This is a genomic window from Thermosynechococcus sp. B3 (assembly GCF_030323045.1).
In the GTDB taxonomy this organism is placed as follows: Bacteria; Cyanobacteriota; Cyanobacteriia; order Thermosynechococcales; family Thermosynechococcaceae; genus Thermosynechococcus.
The window spans coordinates 1,854,479-1,874,493 of sequence record NZ_CP097584.1; the positions used below are offsets into that span (position 1 = coordinate 1,854,479).

The 20,015-nt window shown below is 54.4% G+C and carries 18 protein-coding genes; 9 read left to right on the plus strand and 9 right to left on the minus strand.

Annotated features, from left to right (window positions below; translation table 11 throughout):
* Positions 1 to 25: 25 nt before the first annotated feature.
* Positions 26 to 2,641: an ATP-dependent chaperone ClpB gene (gene clpB, locus M0646_RS09220; RefSeq protein WP_149820189.1), complete on the minus strand. Its 2,616-nt coding sequence runs from the start codon at positions 2,639 to 2,641 to the stop codon at positions 26 to 28.
* 226 nt (positions 2,642 to 2,867) lie between these two features.
* Here clpB and M0646_RS09225 point away from each other — a divergent pair, with 226 nt between their 5' ends.
* Positions 2,868 to 3,446 (plus strand): photosystem I assembly protein Ycf4, encoded by a 579-nt coding sequence (locus M0646_RS09225; RefSeq protein ID WP_149820191.1) that lies wholly within the window; start codon positions 2,868 to 2,870, stop codon positions 3,444 to 3,446.
* 2 nt (positions 3,447 to 3,448) lie between these two features.
* Here the strand turns inward: M0646_RS09225 and psbN are convergent, their stop codons facing one another.
* Positions 3,449 to 3,580: a photosystem II reaction center protein PsbN gene (gene psbN, locus M0646_RS09230; protein ID WP_011057227.1), complete on the minus strand. Its 132-nt coding sequence runs from the start codon at positions 3,578 to 3,580 to the stop codon at positions 3,449 to 3,451.
* Positions 3,581 to 3,666: 86 nt separating this feature from the next.
* Here psbN and psbH point away from each other — a divergent pair, with 86 nt between their 5' ends.
* From psbH to M0646_RS09255, 5 genes are all read left to right on the plus strand, one after another.
* Positions 3,667 to 3,867 carry a photosystem II reaction center phosphoprotein PsbH gene (gene psbH / locus M0646_RS09235; RefSeq protein WP_149820192.1) on the plus strand — a complete coding sequence of 67 codons (201 nt, stop codon included), beginning with the start codon at positions 3,667 to 3,669 and terminating at the stop codon, positions 3,865 to 3,867.
* A gap of 3 nt (positions 3,868 to 3,870) precedes the next feature.
* A complete protein-coding gene (locus tag M0646_RS09240; protein WP_149820194.1) occupies positions 3,871 to 4,104 on the plus strand; it encodes a TatA/E family twin arginine-targeting protein translocase in 234 nt (77 codons plus the stop codon).
* A 5-nt stretch (positions 4,105 to 4,109) separates the two neighbouring features.
* On the plus strand, positions 4,110 to 4,727 hold the full coding sequence (gene pth, locus M0646_RS09245) for an aminoacyl-tRNA hydrolase (protein WP_286625453.1): 618 nt from the start codon (positions 4,110 to 4,112) through the stop codon (positions 4,725 to 4,727).
* A gap of 60 nt (positions 4,728 to 4,787) precedes the next feature.
* Positions 4,788 to 6,005 (plus strand): ABC transporter permease, encoded by a 1,218-nt coding sequence (locus M0646_RS09250; RefSeq protein WP_149820199.1) that lies wholly within the window; start codon positions 4,788 to 4,790, stop codon positions 6,003 to 6,005.
* Between the two features lie 120 nt (positions 6,006 to 6,125).
* Positions 6,126 to 6,944 carry a carbohydrate ABC transporter permease gene (locus M0646_RS09255; RefSeq protein WP_149820201.1) on the plus strand — a complete coding sequence of 273 codons (819 nt, stop codon included), beginning with the start codon at positions 6,126 to 6,128 and terminating at the stop codon, positions 6,942 to 6,944.
* Here M0646_RS09255 and M0646_RS09260 read toward each other — a convergent pair.
* Genes M0646_RS09260 through M0646_RS09270 form a run of 3 tightly spaced genes read right to left on the minus strand, consistent with a single transcriptional unit; the run spans position 6,941 to position 10,486 of the window.
* The gene (locus tag M0646_RS09260) at positions 6,941 to 7,708 is read right to left on the minus strand and encodes a TrkA family potassium uptake protein (RefSeq protein WP_149820203.1); all 768 of its coding nucleotides are present in this window, start codon (positions 7,706 to 7,708) and stop codon (positions 6,941 to 6,943) included. The genes M0646_RS09255 and M0646_RS09260 overlap by 4 nt on opposite strands.
* On the minus strand, positions 7,705 to 8,754 hold the full coding sequence (locus M0646_RS09265) for a TrkA family potassium uptake protein (protein WP_149820205.1): 1,050 nt from the start codon (positions 8,752 to 8,754) through the stop codon (positions 7,705 to 7,707). Before M0646_RS09265 ends, M0646_RS09260 begins: the two co-directional genes overlap by 4 nt.
* A gap of 4 nt (positions 8,755 to 8,758) precedes the next feature.
* Positions 8,759 to 10,486 (minus strand): succinate dehydrogenase/fumarate reductase flavoprotein subunit, encoded by a 1,728-nt coding sequence (locus M0646_RS09270; protein ID WP_310829036.1) that lies wholly within the window; start codon positions 10,484 to 10,486, stop codon positions 8,759 to 8,761.
* Positions 10,487 to 10,785: 299 nt separating this feature from the next.
* Here M0646_RS09270 and M0646_RS09275 point away from each other — a divergent pair, with 299 nt between their 5' ends.
* The 3 genes from M0646_RS09275 to M0646_RS09285 all read left to right on the plus strand — a co-directional run bounded on the left by M0646_RS09275 (position 10,786) and on the right by M0646_RS09285 (position 14,742).
* A complete protein-coding gene (locus M0646_RS09275; RefSeq protein ID WP_399363233.1) occupies positions 10,786 to 11,241 on the plus strand; it encodes a GNAT family N-acetyltransferase in 456 nt (151 codons plus the stop codon).
* On the plus strand, positions 11,207 to 12,577 hold the full coding sequence (gene dacB / locus M0646_RS09280) for a D-alanyl-D-alanine carboxypeptidase/D-alanyl-D-alanine-endopeptidase (protein ID WP_286625456.1): 1,371 nt from the start codon (positions 11,207 to 11,209) through the stop codon (positions 12,575 to 12,577). The genes M0646_RS09275 and dacB overlap by 35 nt, the downstream gene beginning before the upstream one ends.
* A gap of 428 nt (positions 12,578 to 13,005) precedes the next feature.
* Positions 13,006 to 14,742 carry a diflavin flavoprotein gene (locus M0646_RS09285; protein WP_286625457.1) on the plus strand — a complete coding sequence of 579 codons (1,737 nt, stop codon included), beginning with the start codon at positions 13,006 to 13,008 and terminating at the stop codon, positions 14,740 to 14,742.
* 9 nt (positions 14,743 to 14,751) lie between these two features.
* Here M0646_RS09285 and M0646_RS09290 read toward each other — a convergent pair whose 3' ends face one another.
* The 4 genes from M0646_RS09290 to gyrA form a co-directional block, all read right to left on the minus strand.
* Entirely contained in the window at positions 14,752 to 15,201 is a 450-nt protein-coding gene (locus M0646_RS09290) for a hemerythrin family protein (RefSeq protein ID WP_286625458.1), read from the minus strand.
* Between the two features lie 119 nt (positions 15,202 to 15,320).
* Positions 15,321 to 16,403 carry a class I SAM-dependent methyltransferase gene (locus M0646_RS09295; protein WP_286625460.1) on the minus strand — a complete coding sequence of 361 codons (1,083 nt, stop codon included), beginning with the start codon at positions 16,401 to 16,403 and terminating at the stop codon, positions 15,321 to 15,323.
* Between the two features lie 49 nt (positions 16,404 to 16,452).
* Entirely contained in the window at positions 16,453 to 17,442 is a 990-nt protein-coding gene (hpnA, locus tag M0646_RS09300) for a hopanoid-associated sugar epimerase (RefSeq protein WP_286625462.1), read from the minus strand.
* Positions 17,439 to 20,000: a DNA gyrase subunit A gene (gene gyrA, locus M0646_RS09305; RefSeq protein ID WP_286649569.1), complete on the minus strand. Its 2,562-nt coding sequence runs from the start codon at positions 19,998 to 20,000 to the stop codon at positions 17,439 to 17,441. The genes hpnA and gyrA overlap by 4 nt, the downstream gene beginning before the upstream one ends.
* Positions 20,001 to 20,015: the final 15 nt, after the last annotated feature.

The following is a 20,015-nucleotide window of genomic DNA, read 5'->3' on the forward strand; positions in this document are numbered from 1 at the left end:
CCTCTTGAATCAGTTTCAGTTGCACCTAAACGGTTACCAGTTCCGCTTGACGCTGGAAGCTGAGGCGTTCGTTCTCGCCCACATCCACCAGAATCGTATCGCCATCGAAGAAGTCGCCCCGTAGGATAGCTTTGGCAATGGGGGTTTCCAGTTGTTTCTGGATGGCGCGTTTCAGCGGGCGGGCACCATAGACAGGGTCATAACCCACTTCGGCCAAGAAGTCGATCGCCTTCTCTGTGAGGGACAAGTTAATGTGGCGATCGCTCAAGCGTTGCTGCAACCGCTGCACCTGCAATTGAACAATTTGCCGCAATTGATCCTTACGCAGGCTGTGGAAGATGATAAATTCATCCACACGGTTGAGGAACTCGGGGCGGAAGTGGGCACGCATTGCCTCCATGACGCGGTTGTACATTTCCGTGTAGCGGCTGTCATCGCCGGCAACATCGAGAATGTACTGGGAACCAATGTTGCTGGTCATAATGATGATGGTGTTCTTGAAGTCCACCGTCCGCCCTTGGGAGTCGGTGACACGGCCATCATCAAGAATTTGCAGGAACACGTTGAAGACATCAGGATGGGCTTTCTCGATCTCATCGAAGAGAACCACGGCATAGGGACGGCGGCGAATGGCTTCCGTGAGTTGACCGCCTTCGTCATAGCCCACATAACCGGGGGGCGCCCCAATCAACCGCGATACGGCGTGTTTCTCCATGTACTCGGACATATCAATCCGCACCATCGCCTCTTCGGTGTCGAACATGAAGGCCGCCAAGGCTTTGGCCAATTCCGTTTTACCGACACCCGTTGGCCCAAGGAAGATGAAGCTGGCAATGGGACGGTTGGGATCCGCTAGCCCGGCACGGGAGCGCTGAATGGCTTCCGCCACTGCGGTGACCGCCTCATCTTGACCCACAACCCGTTTGTGCAACTCTTCTTCAAGGTGGAGCAGTTTTTGGGCTTCCGACTCCACCAGTTTGCTCACGGGGATGCCTGTCCACTTGGAGATGATTTCGGCAATGTCGGCCTCGGTCACTTCATCCCGCAGGAGCGATCGCCCGCCCACTTGAATCTCCCGCAGTTTGGCTTCGGCTGCCGCCAGTTGTTTGTGCAGTTCTGTGAGCTTGCCGTACTTCAGTTCAGCAGCACGGTTAAGGTCGTAGTTGCGCTCCGCTTGCTGGATCTCGATATTGACTTTTTCGATGTCCTCTTTGATGGCTTGGAGACGGTCAATGACCTCTTTTTCTGCTTGCCACTGGGCATTGAGGCGGCTTTGCTCCTCCTTGAGATCCGCTAGCTCTTTTTCCAGTTTCTCAAGGCGATCGCGCGAAGCAGCGGAGGTTTCTTTTTGCAAGGAGAGCCGCTCCATTTCCAGCTGCAGGATTTTGCGGTCAATCTCATCCAGTTCCTCAGGTTTCGAGGTAATCTCCATTTTTAATTTGGCTGCCGCTTCGTCCACGAGGTCAATCGCTTTGTCGGGCAAGAAGCGATCGCTAATGTAGCGGGTTGAGAGCGTAGCTGCTGCCACCAAGGCAGTATCGGAAATTTTCACGCCATGGTGGATCTCATAGCGTTCCTTGAGACCCCGCAAGATGGAGATCGTGTCCTCAACGCTGGGCTGATCCACATAGACCTGCTGGAAGCGCCGCTCTAAGGCTGCATCCTTTTCAATGTACTTGCGGTACTCATCAAGGGTGGTGGCACCAATACAGCGCAGTTCCCCCCGTGCCAGCATCGGTTTGAGCAGGTTGCCGGCATCCATCGCCCCTTGGGTTGCCCCGGCACCAACGACAGTGTGGATTTCATCAATAAAGAGGATGATTTGGCCGTTGGAGTCGGTGACCTCCTTGAGAACTGCTTTGAGGCGCTCTTCAAATTCACCGCGATACTTGGCACCGGCAATCAAGGCACCCATGTCGAGAGCAATCAACTGGCGATCGCGCAGGGAATCCGGCACATCCCCGGCCACAATCCGCTGTGCCAAGCCTTCGGCAATGGCGGTTTTACCAACGCCGGGTTCACCAATGAGCACTGGGTTATTTTTGGTACGGCGGGAAAGAATCTGAATCACACGGCGAATTTCATCATCACGGCCAATGACGGGATCCAGTTTCCCTTGACGAGCCAAGAGCGTCAGATCACGGCCATATTTTTCCAGCGCCGCATATTTGCCCTCTGGATTTTGATCCGTCACTCTTTGGGAGCCGCGAATTTGCTGAATCGCTTCCCGTAGGGCTTTTTCGCTCAGGCCGACCTCCTGAAGGAGTTTTTTGCCAAAGCGATCGTCTTGGGCAAAGGCCAATACCAAGTGCTCAATCGAGATAAACTCATCCCCAAACTGTTTGCGTGCCTCTTCGGCGCGATCAAGCAGCTTATCGAGGCTCTGCCCTAGATAGACGCCACTGGGATTACTGATTTTCGGCTGACGGTTAATGAATTCATCGGTGAGATCGCGAATGCGCTGCACCGAACAGCCAGCTTTTTGGAAAATTTGTGTCGCTAGACCCTCTTGCTCGAGCAGCGATTTCATCAGGTGTTCACTTTCGAGATTCTGGTGCTGTGCCTGCTTGGCTAGATCTGGTGTGCGGGCGATCGCGGCCCATGCTTTTTCGGTAAATTGATTTGGATTGGATGGTTGCATAGCTAACCCTTTGACCCCTTTTTACATTTTTTAACTATTTATATTGTATGGATTGCAAGAAAAACGCTGTTTCGGACTTCCCTACTCTACAGGTAGAATTAGCCACCCAAGAGTAGTTCTAGCCTAGCTTTTATGCAGAGGATTGTGGGGCAGAGAAATTCTTCCCTTAGGAATACCCCCAATTTCTCTTAATATGTAAAGTGCTTTAACTTTGGCAACGCAAGCTATGACGAACTCCCCTGTAACTGAGCCATCCCCGCGTCAAGAGTCGATTCTACGCTATAGGGTGCTGGGTTCCCGTCGCCCTAGTAACTACTTTTGGGCAACAGCGGTCTCCATTGGTGGCTTGGGCTTCTTTTTGGCTGGTCTTTCTAGCTATTTGCACCGCAACCTACTGCCGATTGGGAAACCAATTGATTTGGTCTTTATTCCCCAAGGCATTGCCATTGGCTTTTATGGGGTGGCGGCGCTGCTGTTGGCAACGTATCTGTGGCTGGCGATCGCCTGGGATATTGGCGGTGGCTTTAACGAGTTCAACAAAGAAACGGGCTTTGTGCGCATTTTCCGTTGGGGCTTCCCCGGTAAGAACCGCCGCATTGAGGTCAGCTGCCCGATCAGCGATGTTCAAGCTGTGAAAATTGTCATTAAAGAGGGACTCAACCCCAAGCGTGCCCTCTACCTCAAGATTAAAGGCCGGGGTGAAGTTCCCCTAACGCGCGTAGGTGCGCCCTTGCCCTTGGCGGAATTGGAGACGCAGGGAGCGACAATCGCCAGCTTTTTGGGAGTTCCCGTCGAGGGATTGTGATTTTAGTCCTCGTGATCGTCGAAAGGATCCGCTAGCTCCTTCGAGGGGGGGCCAAAGGAAAGATAGATGGAGTAGCCAGTGACACCAATGCAGACGGCAGCGAGAGCAATGCTAAGAACTGTTGCAGGTTCCATAGAAGCGTACTAAATGGGAGCAAGATGTGCTTCTATAATATTACGAAACATTAAAACGCTGTTCATTTCGTTCAAAAAAGGGATTTATGGCACGACGGACTTGGCTCGGGGATCTTCTGCGCCCCTTGAACTCTGAATACGGTAAAGTCGCCCCCGGCTGGGGTACCACTCCCTTGATGGCGGTCTTTATGGGGCTATTTTTGGTCTTTTTGCTGATCATTCTGCAAATCTACAACTCGACACTGATCCTCGATGGTGTTAACGTGAGTTGGAAAGCACTGGGATAATCCATGAACGTTTTTGGGATCGGTCTGCCGGAACTCATCGTCATTTTGGTGGTGGCGCTGCTCATCTTTGGGCCGAAAAAGCTGCCGGAAATTGGCCGCAGCCTTGGCAAAACAAAGCGTGCTTTTGAGGAAGCCTCCCGCGAATTCCAAGATGAAATGAAGCGGCAGACCGCTGCCCTCGAGCAGGAACAGCAGGCCAAGGCAGAATCTGAATCGCCTCGGGAACCCTCCGCTTAGGTGGCATGGCACTCCAGCCCTGTGTGATTGTCGGCCTTGGGAATCCGGGGATAGAGTATGCTACAACGCGCCACAATATTGGCTTTCGTGTCCTTGACGCCCTTGCCGAGCGGTATAGGGTGCAATTGACCCCGCAGCGGCGCTTCTTGGGAGAGGTAGGAGAGGTTCTGATTCATGGTCAAAAGGTACGCCTCCTCAAACCCACTACCTATATGAATAGTTCGGGGCAGTCTCTCCATGCCCTGCTGAATTTTTATAAGCTGCCCCTTGAGCGAACCCTTGTCGTCTATGATGATGCCGATTTGCCCCTAGGGCGGGTGCGCTTGCGCCTGAGTGGCTCAACGGGGGGACACAACGGCATTAAGTCAATTATTCAACACTGTCATTCGCAACAGTTTCCCCGCCTCAAGGTGGGCATTGCCTTTGGCGATCGCCTGCAGCAACAAACGGGACCGCGCAATGCCGTGCCCTTTGTGTTGGGACATTTTTCAGCCGCCGAACTAGCGATTTTACCCGCCGTGCTCGACCTTGCCGTGGAGGCCATTGAGTTAAGTATTCAGTCTGGGGTTGAGGCGGCCATGAATCTCTACAATGGCAAAAGTATTCCCCTGCCGCAATCCTGAACCTGAGGGGAAAGAAGATCCCAAGTTAGATTAAAAATTAGGTGTTTTCGGCACTGAATCATGGACATTGCTGAAAGTGTACGCATGGCGATCGCTACCCTCAAGGCCAATCGGCTCCGCAGTGGCCTGACAATGCTCGGGATTATAATTGGCAACGCAGCGGTGATTGCCATGGTCGGTGTGGGTCAGGGGGCACAGCGCTATGCCGCCAGTCAGTTTGAATCCCTTGGTCCGAATACGCTTTTTATTGTGCCGGGGACGCCCCAAGCCCGCAACCGCACGTTTAATGTGCCGCAAACCCTTGTCCTTGAGGATGCCAAGGCGATCGCCACCCAAGTGCCCACCGTTAAGGAAGTGGCACCCCAAATCCAAGTGCAACAACGGGTCACCTATCGAGGGCGCAATACCAATGTCCTGATTGTGGGGACAACCCCGACATTTCCCTCTGTGCGCAGTTTTACAGTGGCGCAGGGGCGCTTTATCTCTGATGAGGATGTGGAACGGCATCGCCGCGTCGTCATTTTAGGCTCGGATTTGGCGAGGAAGCTCTTCATCAATGAAAATCCTGTGGGCCAGCAGGTGCGGATCAAGAATCTTTCCTTTGAAGTGATTGGCGTCATGGCCGAAAAGGGTGCTTTCCTTGGCAACAATCAGGATGAGGCCGCCTATATTCCCATTACGACGATGTCTTCCCGGATTGTGGGGCAGCGCTCCCCCTATGGGATTTCCCTAACCTTTATCTCCGTGTCTGCCCGCGATGAGCAAAGCATTGATGCGGCCAAGTTTCAGATTACCAACCTCCTGCGGCTGCGCCATCAAATTGTTGATGAGGACGATTTTACGATTCAAACCCAAAAGGAAGCTCTGCAAATCATTGGCAATATCAGCAATGCCTTGACCTTGATGTTGGCGGCGATCGCCGGCATTTCCCTGCTGGTGGGGGGGATTGGCATTATGAACATTATGCTGGTCTCGGTAACCGAACGCACCCAAGAAATTGGCCTGCGCAAGGCCATTGGTGCCACACAGCGGGATATACTGGCACAGTTTATGATTGAGGCGATGATCCTCTCGGCTCTCGGTGGCCTCATTGGCACGGGAGTGGGCGTAGGTGGTGTGATGCTAGTGGCGATGCTGACCCCCTTGGAGGCTGGGGTTGCTCCCGTTGCTGTGGCTCTTGCTGTGGGCGTTTCGGGCAGTATTGGCCTCTTCTTTGGGGTGGTTCCCGCTCAACGGGCGGCGCGGCTGGATCCGATTGTTGCCTTGCGCAGTGTCTAAAAGTACCCTTGGGAAATTACCGATGGAAACGACAACCCTAGACTGGATGGCTGGCGGCCTTGCGATCGCCATTGTCATTGGCGGCCTGTTGATGATGTTTACCAATCTTTGGACACGGCGATGACCCTGCGGCGAGGCTTGACCTACCTGCTGTTGGTGGCGATCGCGATCGTCATGCTGCTCCCTTTGGTGTGGCTCACCAGTACCGCCTTCAAGTCTGCCAATGAAGATATTTTTGCCTTTCCGCCCCGCTGGCTGCCCGCCGAACCAACCTGGGCGAATTTTGTCACGGTTTGGCAAACGACTCCCTTTGGCCAGTACCTGTTCAACAGTACCCTAGTGGCAGTCTTAACGGTGGCCTGCAATCTCCTGACCTCTGCTTTGGCTGCCTATCCCTTGGCACGGCTGTCCTTTCGCGGACGTGAGGTGATCTTTACGGCCATTTTGGCCACGATCATGATTCCCTTTCAAATCACCATGATTCCCCTGTTTATTTTGGCGGTGCAGTTGGGGCTGCGGAATACCTATCTGGGAATGGTTCTGCCGAGTTTGGCCTCTGCCTTTGGTATTTTTCTGTTGCGACAGGCCTTTATGGCGGTGCCCAAGGAACTAGAGGAAGCAGCTCGCCTCGATGGCTGCTCAGAATTGGGGCTGTGGTGGTTTGTGATGCTGCCGGCCATTCGCCCTGCCCTTGTTACCCTTGGCATTTTTGTGTTTATTGGTGCTTGGAGTGATTTTCTCTGGCCCCTGTTGGTCTTGGATCAGCCAGAACTTTATACCCTGCCCATTGGCCTGGTCACCCTAGCGGGGACGTTTTCTTTGGATTGGCGACTCATTGCCGCTGGCTCGGTGATTTCAATTGTGCCCGTGTTCATTGTGTTTATTTTCTTGCAACGATATATTATTCCCTCCCAAACCACTGCCGGCCTGAAGGGCTAGCTTCCTAGGCCGCGATAGCGAATTGGCTGGCGGTGGGCATATTGGCGAAAGAAGGTTTTAATTTCCGCTGCTCGGCCAAGGGCAATCAGGGTATCCCCCGGCCCTAGGGGCAAGGTTAAGGGGGGGTGGGTCACCAAGGCACCGTTCTGATGGCGGACAGCAACAATAATAAAGCGGCCTCGGCCTTTCGCTTCCACATCGGCGATCGCTAGCCCCACCAGCGAGGACTCCAAGGGCAGCGTAAACTCCTCAATCTGAAGATCGAGCTGGCTGAGTAGCTCAATCAAGTGACTGCGCTCATCCTTTTCCTCAAGAAAATCCAAGACTGTCGGGCGAGTAATGAGCTGCACCATGCGTTGGGCACTGATACTCGAGGGCAAGACCACATGATCGGCACCGGCAAAGCGCAATTTTGACTCCGTGGCTGGCAACTCACCATAGGCCAAGATCTGGAGGTTGGGATTCAGACGACGGGCAATCAGGGTGATAAAGACATTGCTGGCATCATCGGGCAAAACAGCCACCAAGGTGCGAGCGCGATCTACCCCCACCGCCAACAGCTCATTTTCATCCATGAGATCATCGCCGCGATAAAACAGATGGCCGGACTGCTGGGCAAGCCGTAGTCGCTGCCGCTGATTGTCAATCACCACAAAAGGGATTGCAGCGGCGGCCAAGTTCATGGCTAAACTGCGACCCAAAGAGCCATAGCCGCAGATGATGACATGATCCTTAAGGCCAGCGAGATGTGAGGGGGTTGTCATTGGGAGTGGCGAGGGCGGGCAGTATATTTGCGAATGAGCTTGGGGGTATCTTGAGCATGCCCCAATAGAATCAATGTATCGCCCACTTCCACAAGGGGATTGGCACGGATGGAAAACAACTGGCCATCACTTTTGCGCAGGCCAACAATAATAAACGCCCCCTGACCGCGCACCTCTAGGCCACTCAAGCGCGTGCCAACGTAAGGGTAATCGGCAGTAATCTCCAGTTCCTCTAGGCAAGCGTCAATGTGGCTCAACAGTTCATTCAGGGTCTCGCGATCGCCCGTTTGCTCAAGAAAGTCAATGCGTGGCCGCCGAATCAGGTTAGTCATTTGACTGGCACCAATTTTTGTCGGCAAGACGATGTGATCCGCTCCTGCCATACGTAGCTTTGCTTCTGTGCTTGCCAAATTCGCCCGCGCCACAATCAGCAGGCTCGGATTTAGGGAGCGCGCTGTCAGGGTAATAAAGACATTGATCGTGTCATTGGGCAGCACTGTCGCTAGGGCGATCGCCCGCTCGATCCCCACCACGCGCAGCGTTTCTTCCTCCGCCGCACTCCCCAAATAGGCCAAATAGCCCAACTGTATCGCTAGATCAATGCGCTGTTCATTGACATCCAAAATCACAAAGGGGGTTTTTAATGCCGATAATTCCTGAGCCATCACCTGACCAATGCGGCCAAAGCCACAGACAATGACATGGCGGTTGAGTTTGTTGATGTCGCGGCTTGCCCGCTGAAGATCCAGTAGGCGTTTGATCTCCCCTTCGGTAAACAGTTGCACCACCGCACCGATGGTATAAACCGTTGCTGCACTGCCGGCCACAATGATCAGCATGTTAAAGAAGCGTTGCGCCGGCGTAATCAGGGGTCGCACTTCACTGTAGCCAATGCCAAAGACGGTGATCACGTACATGTAGAGGGCATCGAGCCAGTTCCAGCCAAAGCGGGTGTAGCCCACCACCGCCACCAACATGATCAGAACAAAGAGGGTGATGCCAATAATAAAACGGTTGAGGGCAGGGGTCGCAGGTAACCGTCGCATGGCTTTAATACTTGCGCTCTTGGGGGGGAAACATGGTGATGGTGACGGGCAGATAGTCAATCCTCATGCCGTCGCTGTGGTAGGTGGCTAGGGTGTGGCGTAGGAAGTTGACATCATCCCGCTGCGGATAGTCTTCACGGAAGTGGGCACCACGACTCTCTTGGCGAGCAAGGGCGCTGCTCAAAATCACTTCCGCAACCACGAGGATATTTGCTAACTCAAACGCCTCTAACAGCTCTGTGTTCCAATAGCGCTGGCGATCGTCGAGACGAATCCGCGAATAGGCTGCTTTCAGTCGCTGCAATTCTTCCAAACCCCTCTGCATCAGAGCCGCGGTGCGAAATACGCCACAGTATTGGGTCATACAATCTTGAACCTGCTGCCGTAGTTGGGCAATGCGTAAATCCCCCGCTTGACTAAAGAGGTGCTGAATCTGTTGCTCCGCTGCCTGTAGATAGGGCTGGGGGTCAAATTGGGGTTGGGGCAAGCTCGGTAAATCTTTGGCGATCGCCCCACCGGTGCGGCGGCCATAGACCACACATTCTAGGAGGGAATTACTCCCCAAGCGATTGGCACCATGCACCGAGACACAGGCACATTCACCAGCGGCATAAAACCCGGTCACCAGTTCCGTGGCATTGGCACGCACCTGACCATTGACATTGACCGGAATCCCCCCCATTGAATAGTGCACCGTCGGACGTACAGGAATCGGCTCCACCACCGCATCCACCCCCGCCAAGCGATGGGCTTCCTCCCAACAGAAGGGAATGCGACTCATGATTATTTCGCGACCCAAGTGGCGGACATCGAGATAGACAAAAGGCCCCCCTGCAGAACCGTCACTGTGGATGCCCCGCCCTTCGCGAATTTCGATGGCGATCGCCCGCGAGGTAATATCACGGGGAGCCAGTTCCATGCGACTGGGGGCATAGCGTGCCATAAAGCGTTCCCCCTCGGCATTGACCAAATAAGCCCCTTCACCGCGCACCGCCTCAGAAATCAAAACCCCCGCTGGATACAACCCCGTGGGGTGAAATTGGACAAACTCCATATCCTCAAGGGGCAAGCCTGCCCGTGCCGTCATCGCTAAGCCATCCCCCGTGGAGGCAAAATCATTAGAGGTGGTATTAAAGACGCGACCATAGCCCCCTGTGGCAAAAAGAATGGCAGGTGCCCGCAGAATGTCCAGTTGACCCGTTTCAATGTGGTAGGCAACGACCCCCTTGGCCTGCTGATCCTCGACAATCAGCCGCAGCACATACCACTCACTAAAAAAGGTGACGTTGTATTTCAGGAGATTGCAGTAGAGTTCGTGGAGAATGGCATGACCGGTTTTGTCGGCTGCATAGCAAGTGCGCTGGTGCGTGTGACCACCAAAGGGACGTTGGGCAATACGGCCATCGGACAGACGAGAGAAGAGCACCCCCAAGTGCTCAAGGTCAATCACCACATCGGGTGCTTCTTGGGCAAGAATGGCGACGGCATCCTGATCCGCAAGAAAGTCTGACCCCTTGACGGTATCAAAGGCGTGGCTTTCCCAAGAGTCTTCGCTGTCCACATTTTTCAGCGTAGCGGCAATGCCCCCTTGGGCAGCAACGGAATGGGAACGAATGGGATGGGTTTTGGACACAAGGGCAATCGGGGTCTCTGGGGCAAGGCGGCAAATTTCCAAAGCAGCACGACAGCCTGCTAAGCCACCACCGACAATCACAACGCCAAAGTCTTGCATCGTCCGTTTGTCCAGCATCTTTTCCTATACTAAGTTGGCGATTAAGAGAGCGGCGGCGGCAGCAAAGATGAAACAAAGATAAAAACAGTAGCAAAATGATCTTGCGAGCCTCACGCTGAATCGTTAGAGTGGCAGTACAGTTCTTTTGGGGGCACAGCGGTTTCGATGCTTTTGTGCGTGTTCTCTCTCTGTGAAAAGGACTGTAATTTTATGGGAGGCAGCTGTCCTTGAGTGCATTTTTTCTTCACTATGGGGATTGTGGGGTGCGCCATTGGTGCGATCGCGATCGCGCAGCGGTCATGCACCTCATTGCTAATGTCCTCAGTGAGTTTGGCCTTTCTTGGCAACCCGAAGGCGCCGATGCCGATGTGGTTCACGTTGAAGATTACTACCACTGCCGGGGCGGACAATTTTGGGTAGTGGAGCAGGCCTCGGAAGTTGTGGGCACGATCGCCTTCTATCCCATTCAGCGGGGCGAAGCGGCTGTCGAAATTCGCAAAATGTATCTCCATCCCCGCGTACGCGGCCAAGGCCTAGGGACATTTCTCCTGCACCATCTGGAGGCAGCCATTGCAGCGGCCGGCTACCGCAAAATCTGGATTGAAACGGCCTCAATCATGACTACAGCTGTCCATTTGTACGAAAAGGCGGGCTATCAGCCGGCGACGGGTGTGGAAACGCAGCGTTGCGATCGCGTCTATGTCAAGGACGTAGTGCTTCATGGCATGGCTTCGATGGCTTCTGCCCCCTGCTAGTCTGATTGTCCTGCTGGTTTCACCTGCCGCCTTCGGTCTCTGCCGCCAAGATTTGGCTCGTGCCCTGCAACAGGAAATTCAAAATCCCCAATGGCAACGGGGTCAGTGGGGCATGGTCGTGCGGGATTTAACCACGGGGGATCTTCTCTACGACTACCAAGGGAAAAAGCTCTTTCTGGTGGCCTCGAATGTCAAGCTAACGACAGTGGCTGCCGCCTTAGACTATTGGGGAGCTAATCATTTCTTTGAGACCACCCTCAGCACGCGATCGCCCGACCAAAAAACGGTGCGTCTTCAGGGCAGTTTTGACCCCAGTTTCAGCAGCCAAGACCTGCAACAAATGGCCAGCCGTCTTGCTCAGCAGGGGATTCGCCAGATTCCAATCTTGGAAATCGGCGGTGTCACACCCGTAACGATCGAACCCACATGGGCGATCGAAGACCTGACGATGGGCTATGCCGCCGTAGTGACGCGCTTTAGTCTCAATCAAAATGCCCTGAACCTAGAGGTCATACCCCAACAGTTGGGGCAACCCTTGGTACTACGGCAGCCGCAGACTCATTTTCAGGTGGTGAATGAGACCCGCACCGTGGCTCCCTCTGAGCCGGAATTTCTAGAAAGTGAGGTGCGCGGCCAGCAGATCATTGTGCGGGGTCAACTCCACGTCGGCAGTGAGCCAGCAGAAATGCGCATTCCCCTCCCTCAGCCTGCCCCCTATCTTCAACAACAGGTGCAGCGGGCCTTTGCCCAAGCGGGCATTCACATCCGGCAGATTCGCTTAGTGGAGACAGCAGACCCCCTACCGGATGTGTTGGTGCGCCATGCCTCACCCCCCCTAGAAGCCTTAATTTTGCCGGTTCTCCAAGAGAGTGACAATTTCTATGCAGAAATGCTCCTTGCCGCTCTGGAGGCAGCACAACCCGGCTATCGCCAACGCTATCTAGAGCGCATCGGTGTCCAAGGGGCGGTTTTAGTGGATGGTTCGGGACTCTCGCGGCAAAATTGGCTGACCCCCAATGGTTTAGTCACGCTGCTGCAACATATAACGCAAACAAAGGATGCCTCGCTGTGGCGGCGATCGCTCCCCCTTGCTGGGCGATCGGGGACGTTACGCCAGCGCTTTCGTAATACAGCAGCTCAAGATCGCGTCTGGGCGAAAACCGGCACACTGCGGGGCGTCGTTGCCCTAGCGGGCTATGTAGAACCCGTGCAGGATCGCCCCCTCGTCTTTAGTCTTGTGGTCAATCAAGGGGGGGAGGCCACGGCTCAACTCCGTGCTGGTTTGGATCGCATAGTTGTTTTGCTGGCGCAATCGCAGAACTGTCCTCACCGCTGAAAAAAAACGCATCCATTCAGTAACTCGAACTACAGCCCGACACAGGCTCAAAACTGCCAGGGCGGGAGAGGATTGCATACCCGTCACGTGCCCCATATTCTAAAAAAGGGTTGTATTTATTGATGCTGCTTATAAAGCAAATATAAAAACAAAGATCAAAAACCATAACATTGAATCTCTTAATTTGATAGGATTGGAAATTATTCAAGTTTTTAAGCGTTAACCATTTTTTGAATCCCCATGACTTAACAACCTTGCGATTTGAAATAATGATTTTGCTATTTGAAAAATAATCAAATAAAACATCAATGATCAAGAATAAAAGTTTTTACTGGTAATTCCCTAGGCGATTAAACTACGTTATAGTGGCAGTGCTATTTCGATATTTTCGATAGCAGTACCGCAGATAGGTCTTCAGGAGGTGTCCAATGCTCACGGAAACTCGTCCCCGTGATGTTCAAGTCGCAGAAATTGCGCCTGGGGTTTTGGTCTTGCGATCGCGCACTTGGGATCGGCTGAAGTTTGAAGTGGAGTATGGCCGTCAGCAGGGAACCACCTCCAATTCCTACCTGATCCGAGCACCCCAACCCGCCCTGCTGGATCCGCCAGGGGAATCCTTTACCCAAATTTATTTGCAGGAACTCCAGCAGCACATTGATCTGAGTCAACTGCGGTACCTGATTCTCAGTCATGTCAACTCCAACCGTCTGGCGACCGTCAAGGTTTTGCTGGAAAAAGCGCCCCAGATCATTATCGTCTGCTCTAAAGCAGGGGCAGTAACCTTGCGCTCCACCCTTGGCGAGCAATTGAATCTCTGGATTCCCCGTGCGGAAACACCCCTAGAGTTAGGGGGCGATCGCCAACTGGCGTTTATTGCTGCTGCTACGCCCCGCTGGCCCGATGGCTTGATCACCGTTGATCCTCAGAATCAAATTGTGTTTACCGATAAGCTCTTTGGTGCCCATGTCTGTGGCGATAGCCTCTACGATGAGCAGTGGAAAAAACTCGATGCGGATCGTGCCTACTACTTTGAATGTCTGCATGCGGCGCAAACCCGCCAAGTGGAAAGTATTTTGGATCGCTTGGTAGAACTGACACCGCCACCGCGCCTCTATGCCCCCGCCCACGGCCCGATGGTCAAGTTTAGCCGTAGCCGCCTCTTTCAGGACTATCGCGACTGGTGCCAAGCCCAAACGGAACAGGACACCAAGGTGGCACTTTTCTATGCCTCTGCCTATGGCAATACAGCAATTCTAGCCAACGCGATCGCCCAAGGCTTAACCGCCGCCGGCGTTCAAGTGGAAGCCATTAACTGTGAAACCACACCCCCAGCAGAAATGCAAGCTCTGATCCACAGTAGCGACGGCTTTATCATTGGCTCGCCCACCCTAGGGGGACACATGCCGACACAGGTGCAAACCGCTTTGGGGTTTATCTTGGCGGAGGGCAGCCAAACCAAGCTGGCGGGGGTCTTTGGCTCCTATGGTTGGAGTGGCGAGGCCATTGATGACATTGAGCAAAAGTTGCTTGATGCGGGCTATACCCTTGGCTTTGAAACGCTGCGGGTGAAGTTTACCCCCACGGCGAGCGATCTTGAAAAATGCCAAATTGCTGCCAACGAGTTTGCCCAAGCCCTGAAGAAACTGCGCAAGAGTCGCACCGTCCGCCCCCCCAGTCTCGTGGAGGCACAGGTGGATCGCACCGAACAAGCCATGAACCGGGTCGTGGGTTCCCTGTGTGTTCTGACCACCCTACCGGAAGGGTGTTTTCACCTTACCCAAGCGGCAGCGATTTTGGTGTCGTCGGTCTCCCAAGCCTCGTTTAATCCCCCCGGTATCACAGTGTCCTTGCCGCAGGAATGGGCAGAAAGCCTCTGCTTGGTGGGCGATCGCTTTGTCTTGAATATTCTCAAGGAAGGCAGTCCCCTCGTTCGCCAATTTCAGCAGGCGCAACGCCTTGGTGAGCAACAGTTAGCCACCCTTGGCCTCAAAAGCGCTGAGAGTGGTGCCCCGATTTTGCTCGATGCCCTTGCCTATTTGGAATGTACGGTAGAATCCCGCATGAACTGTGGCAACCACTGGCTCATCTACGCCGTGGTCGAGAGTGGTGAGTTGCTGCAAAGCAGTGGCTTAACGGCAATCCAACATCGCAAAACCAGCAGTTAGCACAGGGAGCTAAAACGCATTTTCAGCCGTTAATTCAGCCGCTTGTTGCTGTGCTAGCTCCTCGGGATGGGTGAGCAGGTAGAGCATTGGCAGATCTTCTTCGCGAATATGGCGCACCACGAGGGCACCAATCGCCTCAATCGTCTCTGGCGTCAGCTTTTCAGGATGACCCTGCACCTCCTCAAGCACCCCACTCAAATCCCGTAGCAGATTTTGGTGAGCCGCACGGTGGGAGAGATAGAGGGGATGGTTGGCGGCAGCCATCAGAGTTTCTTCGTGCTGGAAGTGGCGTTCCGTTTCGCTAGCGCACTCTGGTAATTGCAGCTTCACTTGCGAAAAGGTTGCTCCCTCAGCGATCGCCGAGCGTAACTGCTGCAACATCTCCAGCAGTGCCTGATGTTCCTGATCGATTTCCGCCAAGCCAGAGACAAACTCCGCTTGCCATGCCAGCCCATCCATCAATTAACCCTCCAGACTGCCACAGGGAAAAGACATTTTGACGTACTGTGTTCAGCCTAGCAGTCCCGCATTGCAGGAGGTGGGCACCGTTACAAAGTGTAGCGGACTGGTACTTTTGGCTAAGAAGCCTTAAGGGCCACCCAATACTTACTCATAAAGTGGTGCTGCACCTCTTTGACCACTAGGCCCGCCTTTTCTAAGCGGATGTTGAGATCATCTTCGATGTAGTTGCGGTAAAAGGGTTCGTGGAAAAGGTTGGCAAAGTTTTCCATCATCGGGCGCTGCTCTGGGGAATCCAAGGCTTGAATCGAGTCACAGATGACAAAGACACCCCCCGGCTGGAGAACGCGGGCGCATTCATTAATCACGTTTTGGCGCACTGGGGCGGGCAGTTCATGGAAGAGAAAGACACAGGTGATAGCACTAAAGTAGTTGTCCACGTAGGGTAGGGTCTCGGCATTCCCCTGAATGAGTTGTGGCAAATCCCCGGTCTGGGTAGCAAGAAGCGAGTTGGCCTTGCGCAAATAGGTGGGCGACAGATCAATGCCAAAGAGTGCCGCTTTTGGAAAGCCATAGCGCAGTTGTTTCAGGGTGCGACCGGTGCCACAGGCAACATCGAGAATGCGTACAGGTGGCGTAGGAGGATGAGTGGCAAAATGTTGGGCAATGGGAGCAATCACGCGCCGCCGCATCGCATCTGCCGTGCCGCCAAAGAGCAGTTCCACTTGAACATCGTAGAGGTTGGCGGAGGTTTCACTGAGGTAGCCGTCGGTTTGGTAGTGGAAGTTTTGGCGATAATACTGCGGATAGTCTTCAAGGCGCACGTTTTTGGCAAACTCCTGAAATTGGCGCGATCGCGCCCGCTGCCACATCTGCGGCAAATCTAGCCACAGCACTGGATAAAAGCGCAAAAACTCTTCCCAAGGGGCATCAAAGAGAAGTGTGGGGGGATACAAGCCAGCCGCCGCATCCTGCCAATCCTGCTGGAGTAGGGCTTCATAACGTTCCTTGAGCCATGCTTGCAATTCAGGGCTAAGGGGTTGCGTCCGCTCTTCGGTGGGAAAGAAGGTATTCAAAAGACGCGCACTCAGGGTTTTGTGGGCGATCGCAAAAATGTTTTTGCCCCATTGCAAGGCTTGATAACCACTGTGCAGCGTCTCTTCCACAAAGGGTAACTGAGAGGCAAAGGGCGCGACCAACATAGCTCTTAACTAAACTTCATAATTTCCATTCCTCACTATATCGCAAACCCTAAGGGCAGTACCCCCGTTCGCGGTACCAAGTCACGGCGTCTCGGAGCGCCTCCTCAATCGGCGTCTGGGGCAAGCCCAATTCGGCCACGGCTTTGCGGGCATCGTAAAACATTTTTTGCTGTGCCATTCGCACCCCATCCACAGGAATCGCGGGTGGTTTGCCCAAAGACCCCAGCACCACTTCATCAAACCAAGCCACTACAAGGGGAATCACCACGGGAATTTCACCCAAGGGGCGCGGCAGCCCAGTGATCGCAGCTAACCGTTCTAGAATGTCCGCCAGCGTTAGGTTTTGGTGACCGAGGATGTAGCGTTCACCGGTTTTGCCTTTTTCCAAGGCCAAGAGATGACCGATCGCCACATCCCGCACATGGATCAGGTTCAACCCCGTGTTGACATAAAAGGGCATCTGTCGCCGCAAAAAACGCAGGATCATCTCACCAGTGGGGGTGGGCTTCGCATCCCAAGCGCCAATGGGGGTACTGGGATTGACAATGACAATATCTTGCCCTTGGCGGATCGCCGCGTGAGCCACCTGCTCTGCCCAGTACTTGGAGCGCTTGTACTCGCTAATCAGCTTTTCGGGGGGGCTTTGGTAGGCTTCGGTGGTGGGTTGGCCACTGGGATCCACCCCAATGGCGGCCACGGAACTGGTGTAAACGGTGCGCTCAATGCCAGCCTCACGGGCAGCAGCTAAGATGCGACGGGTGCCCTCCACATTGACGGCATAGAGGAGGGGGCGATCGCGCCGCCACAGACTGTAATGGGCGGCAACATGGAAGAGCACTTGGCACCCCTGCATGGGGGCAACGAGGTCACTGGTGCGGAGATCCCCTTGCACCAACTCCACACCCCACGCCTTGAGATGGGCAGCCTGCTGCGGTTGGCGCACAAGGGCACGGACACGATACCCCCTCTCGGCAAGGACTTGTGCCACATGGGTACCGACAAAGCCACTGGCACCCGTGAGAAAGGCGGTGGTGCTCAATCTTCCGCGGCCTCCATGCTACCGGGGGGCAAGACGGCTGCCGTGACAATCACATCATCCTCATCTAGGCGTTGCAGACGGACGCCCGTGGCCGATCGCGACTGCGAGGAAATATCCATTACCTTTTGGCGAATAATGATGCCGCGACTGGTGACAATCATCAATTCATCCTCGGCATTGACAATCCGCAGAGCCGCCAGTTGATCCTCGTTACTTTTGGCTTTGAATTTGGTGGCGGTAATGCCCATGCCGGCGCGGTTTTGCAGCCGAAACTGTTGCACGGGTACCCGCTTGCCGTAGCCATTGGTGGTGATGACCAGTACCCAAGGGCCTTCACTGTGCGCCACCGTCTCCTCAGCGTCTTCCATCTCGGCACTGTCATCCTCCGGGGGGGTAGCAAAACGGTTGGCGATCGCCGCCGGCAGAATATCCATCCCCACTAGTTCATCCCCCGGCCGCAGGCTCATGGATTTGACCCCCCGCGTGGCACGGCCAAGGGGGCGCAGTTGATCGTGACTGGCGCGAAAATGAATGGCCATGCCCTGCCGCGAGCCGATGATAATGGTGTCCTCTTCGCGGGTACGCCGCACCCACCGCAGTTGATCCCCCTCTTCAAGGGAAATGGCAATCAGGCCATTGGTGCGGATATTACTAAAGGCCGCTAGTGCCGTTTTCTTAATGAAGCCCTTGCGGGTGAGCATCACCAGATACTCGTCTTCACTAAACTCTTGGACGGCAATGACGGAGGTAATTTTTTCCTCGCGGGGAATGGGCAGCAGTTGGACAATGGGAGTGCCGCGGGCTTGGCGCGAGCCACTGGGAATTTGGTAGGCGGGCAAGGCATAGACTAAACCGCGATCGCTAAAGAAAAGAATGCGATCGTGATCATTACAGCTAAAGAAGTGCTCAACGGCATCATCCTCTTTAATCTCTGCCCCTTTGCGTCCCCGCCCATCGCGACTTTGGGCTTCAAAGGTATCCACGGGCATGCGCTTGATGTAGCCCTGCTGGGTAACGAGAATGACAGATTTATCGTTGGCAATTAAATCGGTGTCGCTAATCTCCCCATCCGCTTGCACAATGAGCGATCGGCGGGGCGTGGCAAACTTGGCCTTGAGTTCGGTGACTTCTTTTTCAATAATCTCCAGTATCCGCTGGCGATTGGCCAAAATATCGCGATAATCGGCTATTTGCCGCTGAAGGTCTGCGTGCTCCTGCTCAATTTTTTCCGCCTCTAAGGCCGTGAGGCGCCGCAGTTGCATCTGCAAAATGGCATCGGCTTGGGCTTCACTGAGGGCATAGGTTTGCATCAATTGCTGACGAGCAAGGGCCGTGTCACTGGCACTGCGAATGAGTTGAATCACGGCATCGAGATTGGCCAGCGCCACCAGCAACCCTTGGAGCAGGTGATCCCGTTCTTCAGCCTTGCGCAGGGCATAGCGGGTACGGCGGGCGATCGCCTCTTCACGGAAACTAAGGAACACCTCTAAACTGCGTTTGAGGGTCAGCAATTGCGGCTCGCCATTGACGATCGCCAGCATATTGGCGCCAAAATTCACCTGTAGGGGGGTTTGCTTGTAGAGATTGTTGAGCACCACCCGTGGGTAAGCCTCCCGCTTTAGCTCAATCACCACCCGAATGCCGTCGCGATCGCTTTCGTCCCGCAGATCGGCAATGCCCTCAATTTTTTTCTCGTTGACCAACTCGGCAATTTTTTCCATCAGCGCTGCCTTGTTGGTTTGGTAGGGCAACTCCGTCACGATAATCGCCTCACGGGGTTGGCGACCCGGTGCTTCAAGGGTTTCAATCGTGGCCACTGCCCGCAGCGTCATCGAGCCGCGACCGGTGGTGTAGGCCTCTTCAATGCCCCCTTGGCCGAGGATATGCCCCCCGGTGGGAAAATCAGGCCCCGGAATGTAGCGCATTAGCTCGCGATCGCTAATCTGGGGGTTATGAATTAAGGCCACCAGCCCATCCACCAGTTCTCCCAAATTATGGGGCGGGATATTCGTCGCCATCCCCACGGCAATGCCGGCGGTGCCATTGAGCAGCAACTGGGGAATCCGCGCCGGTAAAACTAGGGGTTCCTGCTGCGAGCCGTCAAAGTTATCAACAAAGTCAACGGTTTCCTGCTCGATGTCCTGCAAGAGGGCTGCTGTGGCTAGGGCTTGCAGCCGACACTCGGTGTAGCGCATCGCGGCCGGCGGATCATTGTCAATGGAGCCAAAGTTGCCGTGGCCTTCAATGAGGGGGTGACGCATCGAAAAGTCCTGCGCCATCCGCACGAGGGCATCATAGACCGCTGAATCGCCGTGGGGGTGATATTTCCCTAGCACTTCCCCCACCACACGAGCACATTTGCGGAAGGGGCGATCGCTGGTCAGCCCCAACTCATGCATGGCATAAAGGATGCGGCGGTGTACGGGTTTGAGACCATCGCGGGCATCGGGAAGGGCACGCCCAACAATGACGCTCATGGCATATTCAAGGTATGAGCGCGAAATTTCGTCCCGCAACTCAGTGGGAATGATCCGAGAAGAATCAGCAGCAAAGCTCATGGGCGTGTTTTACCA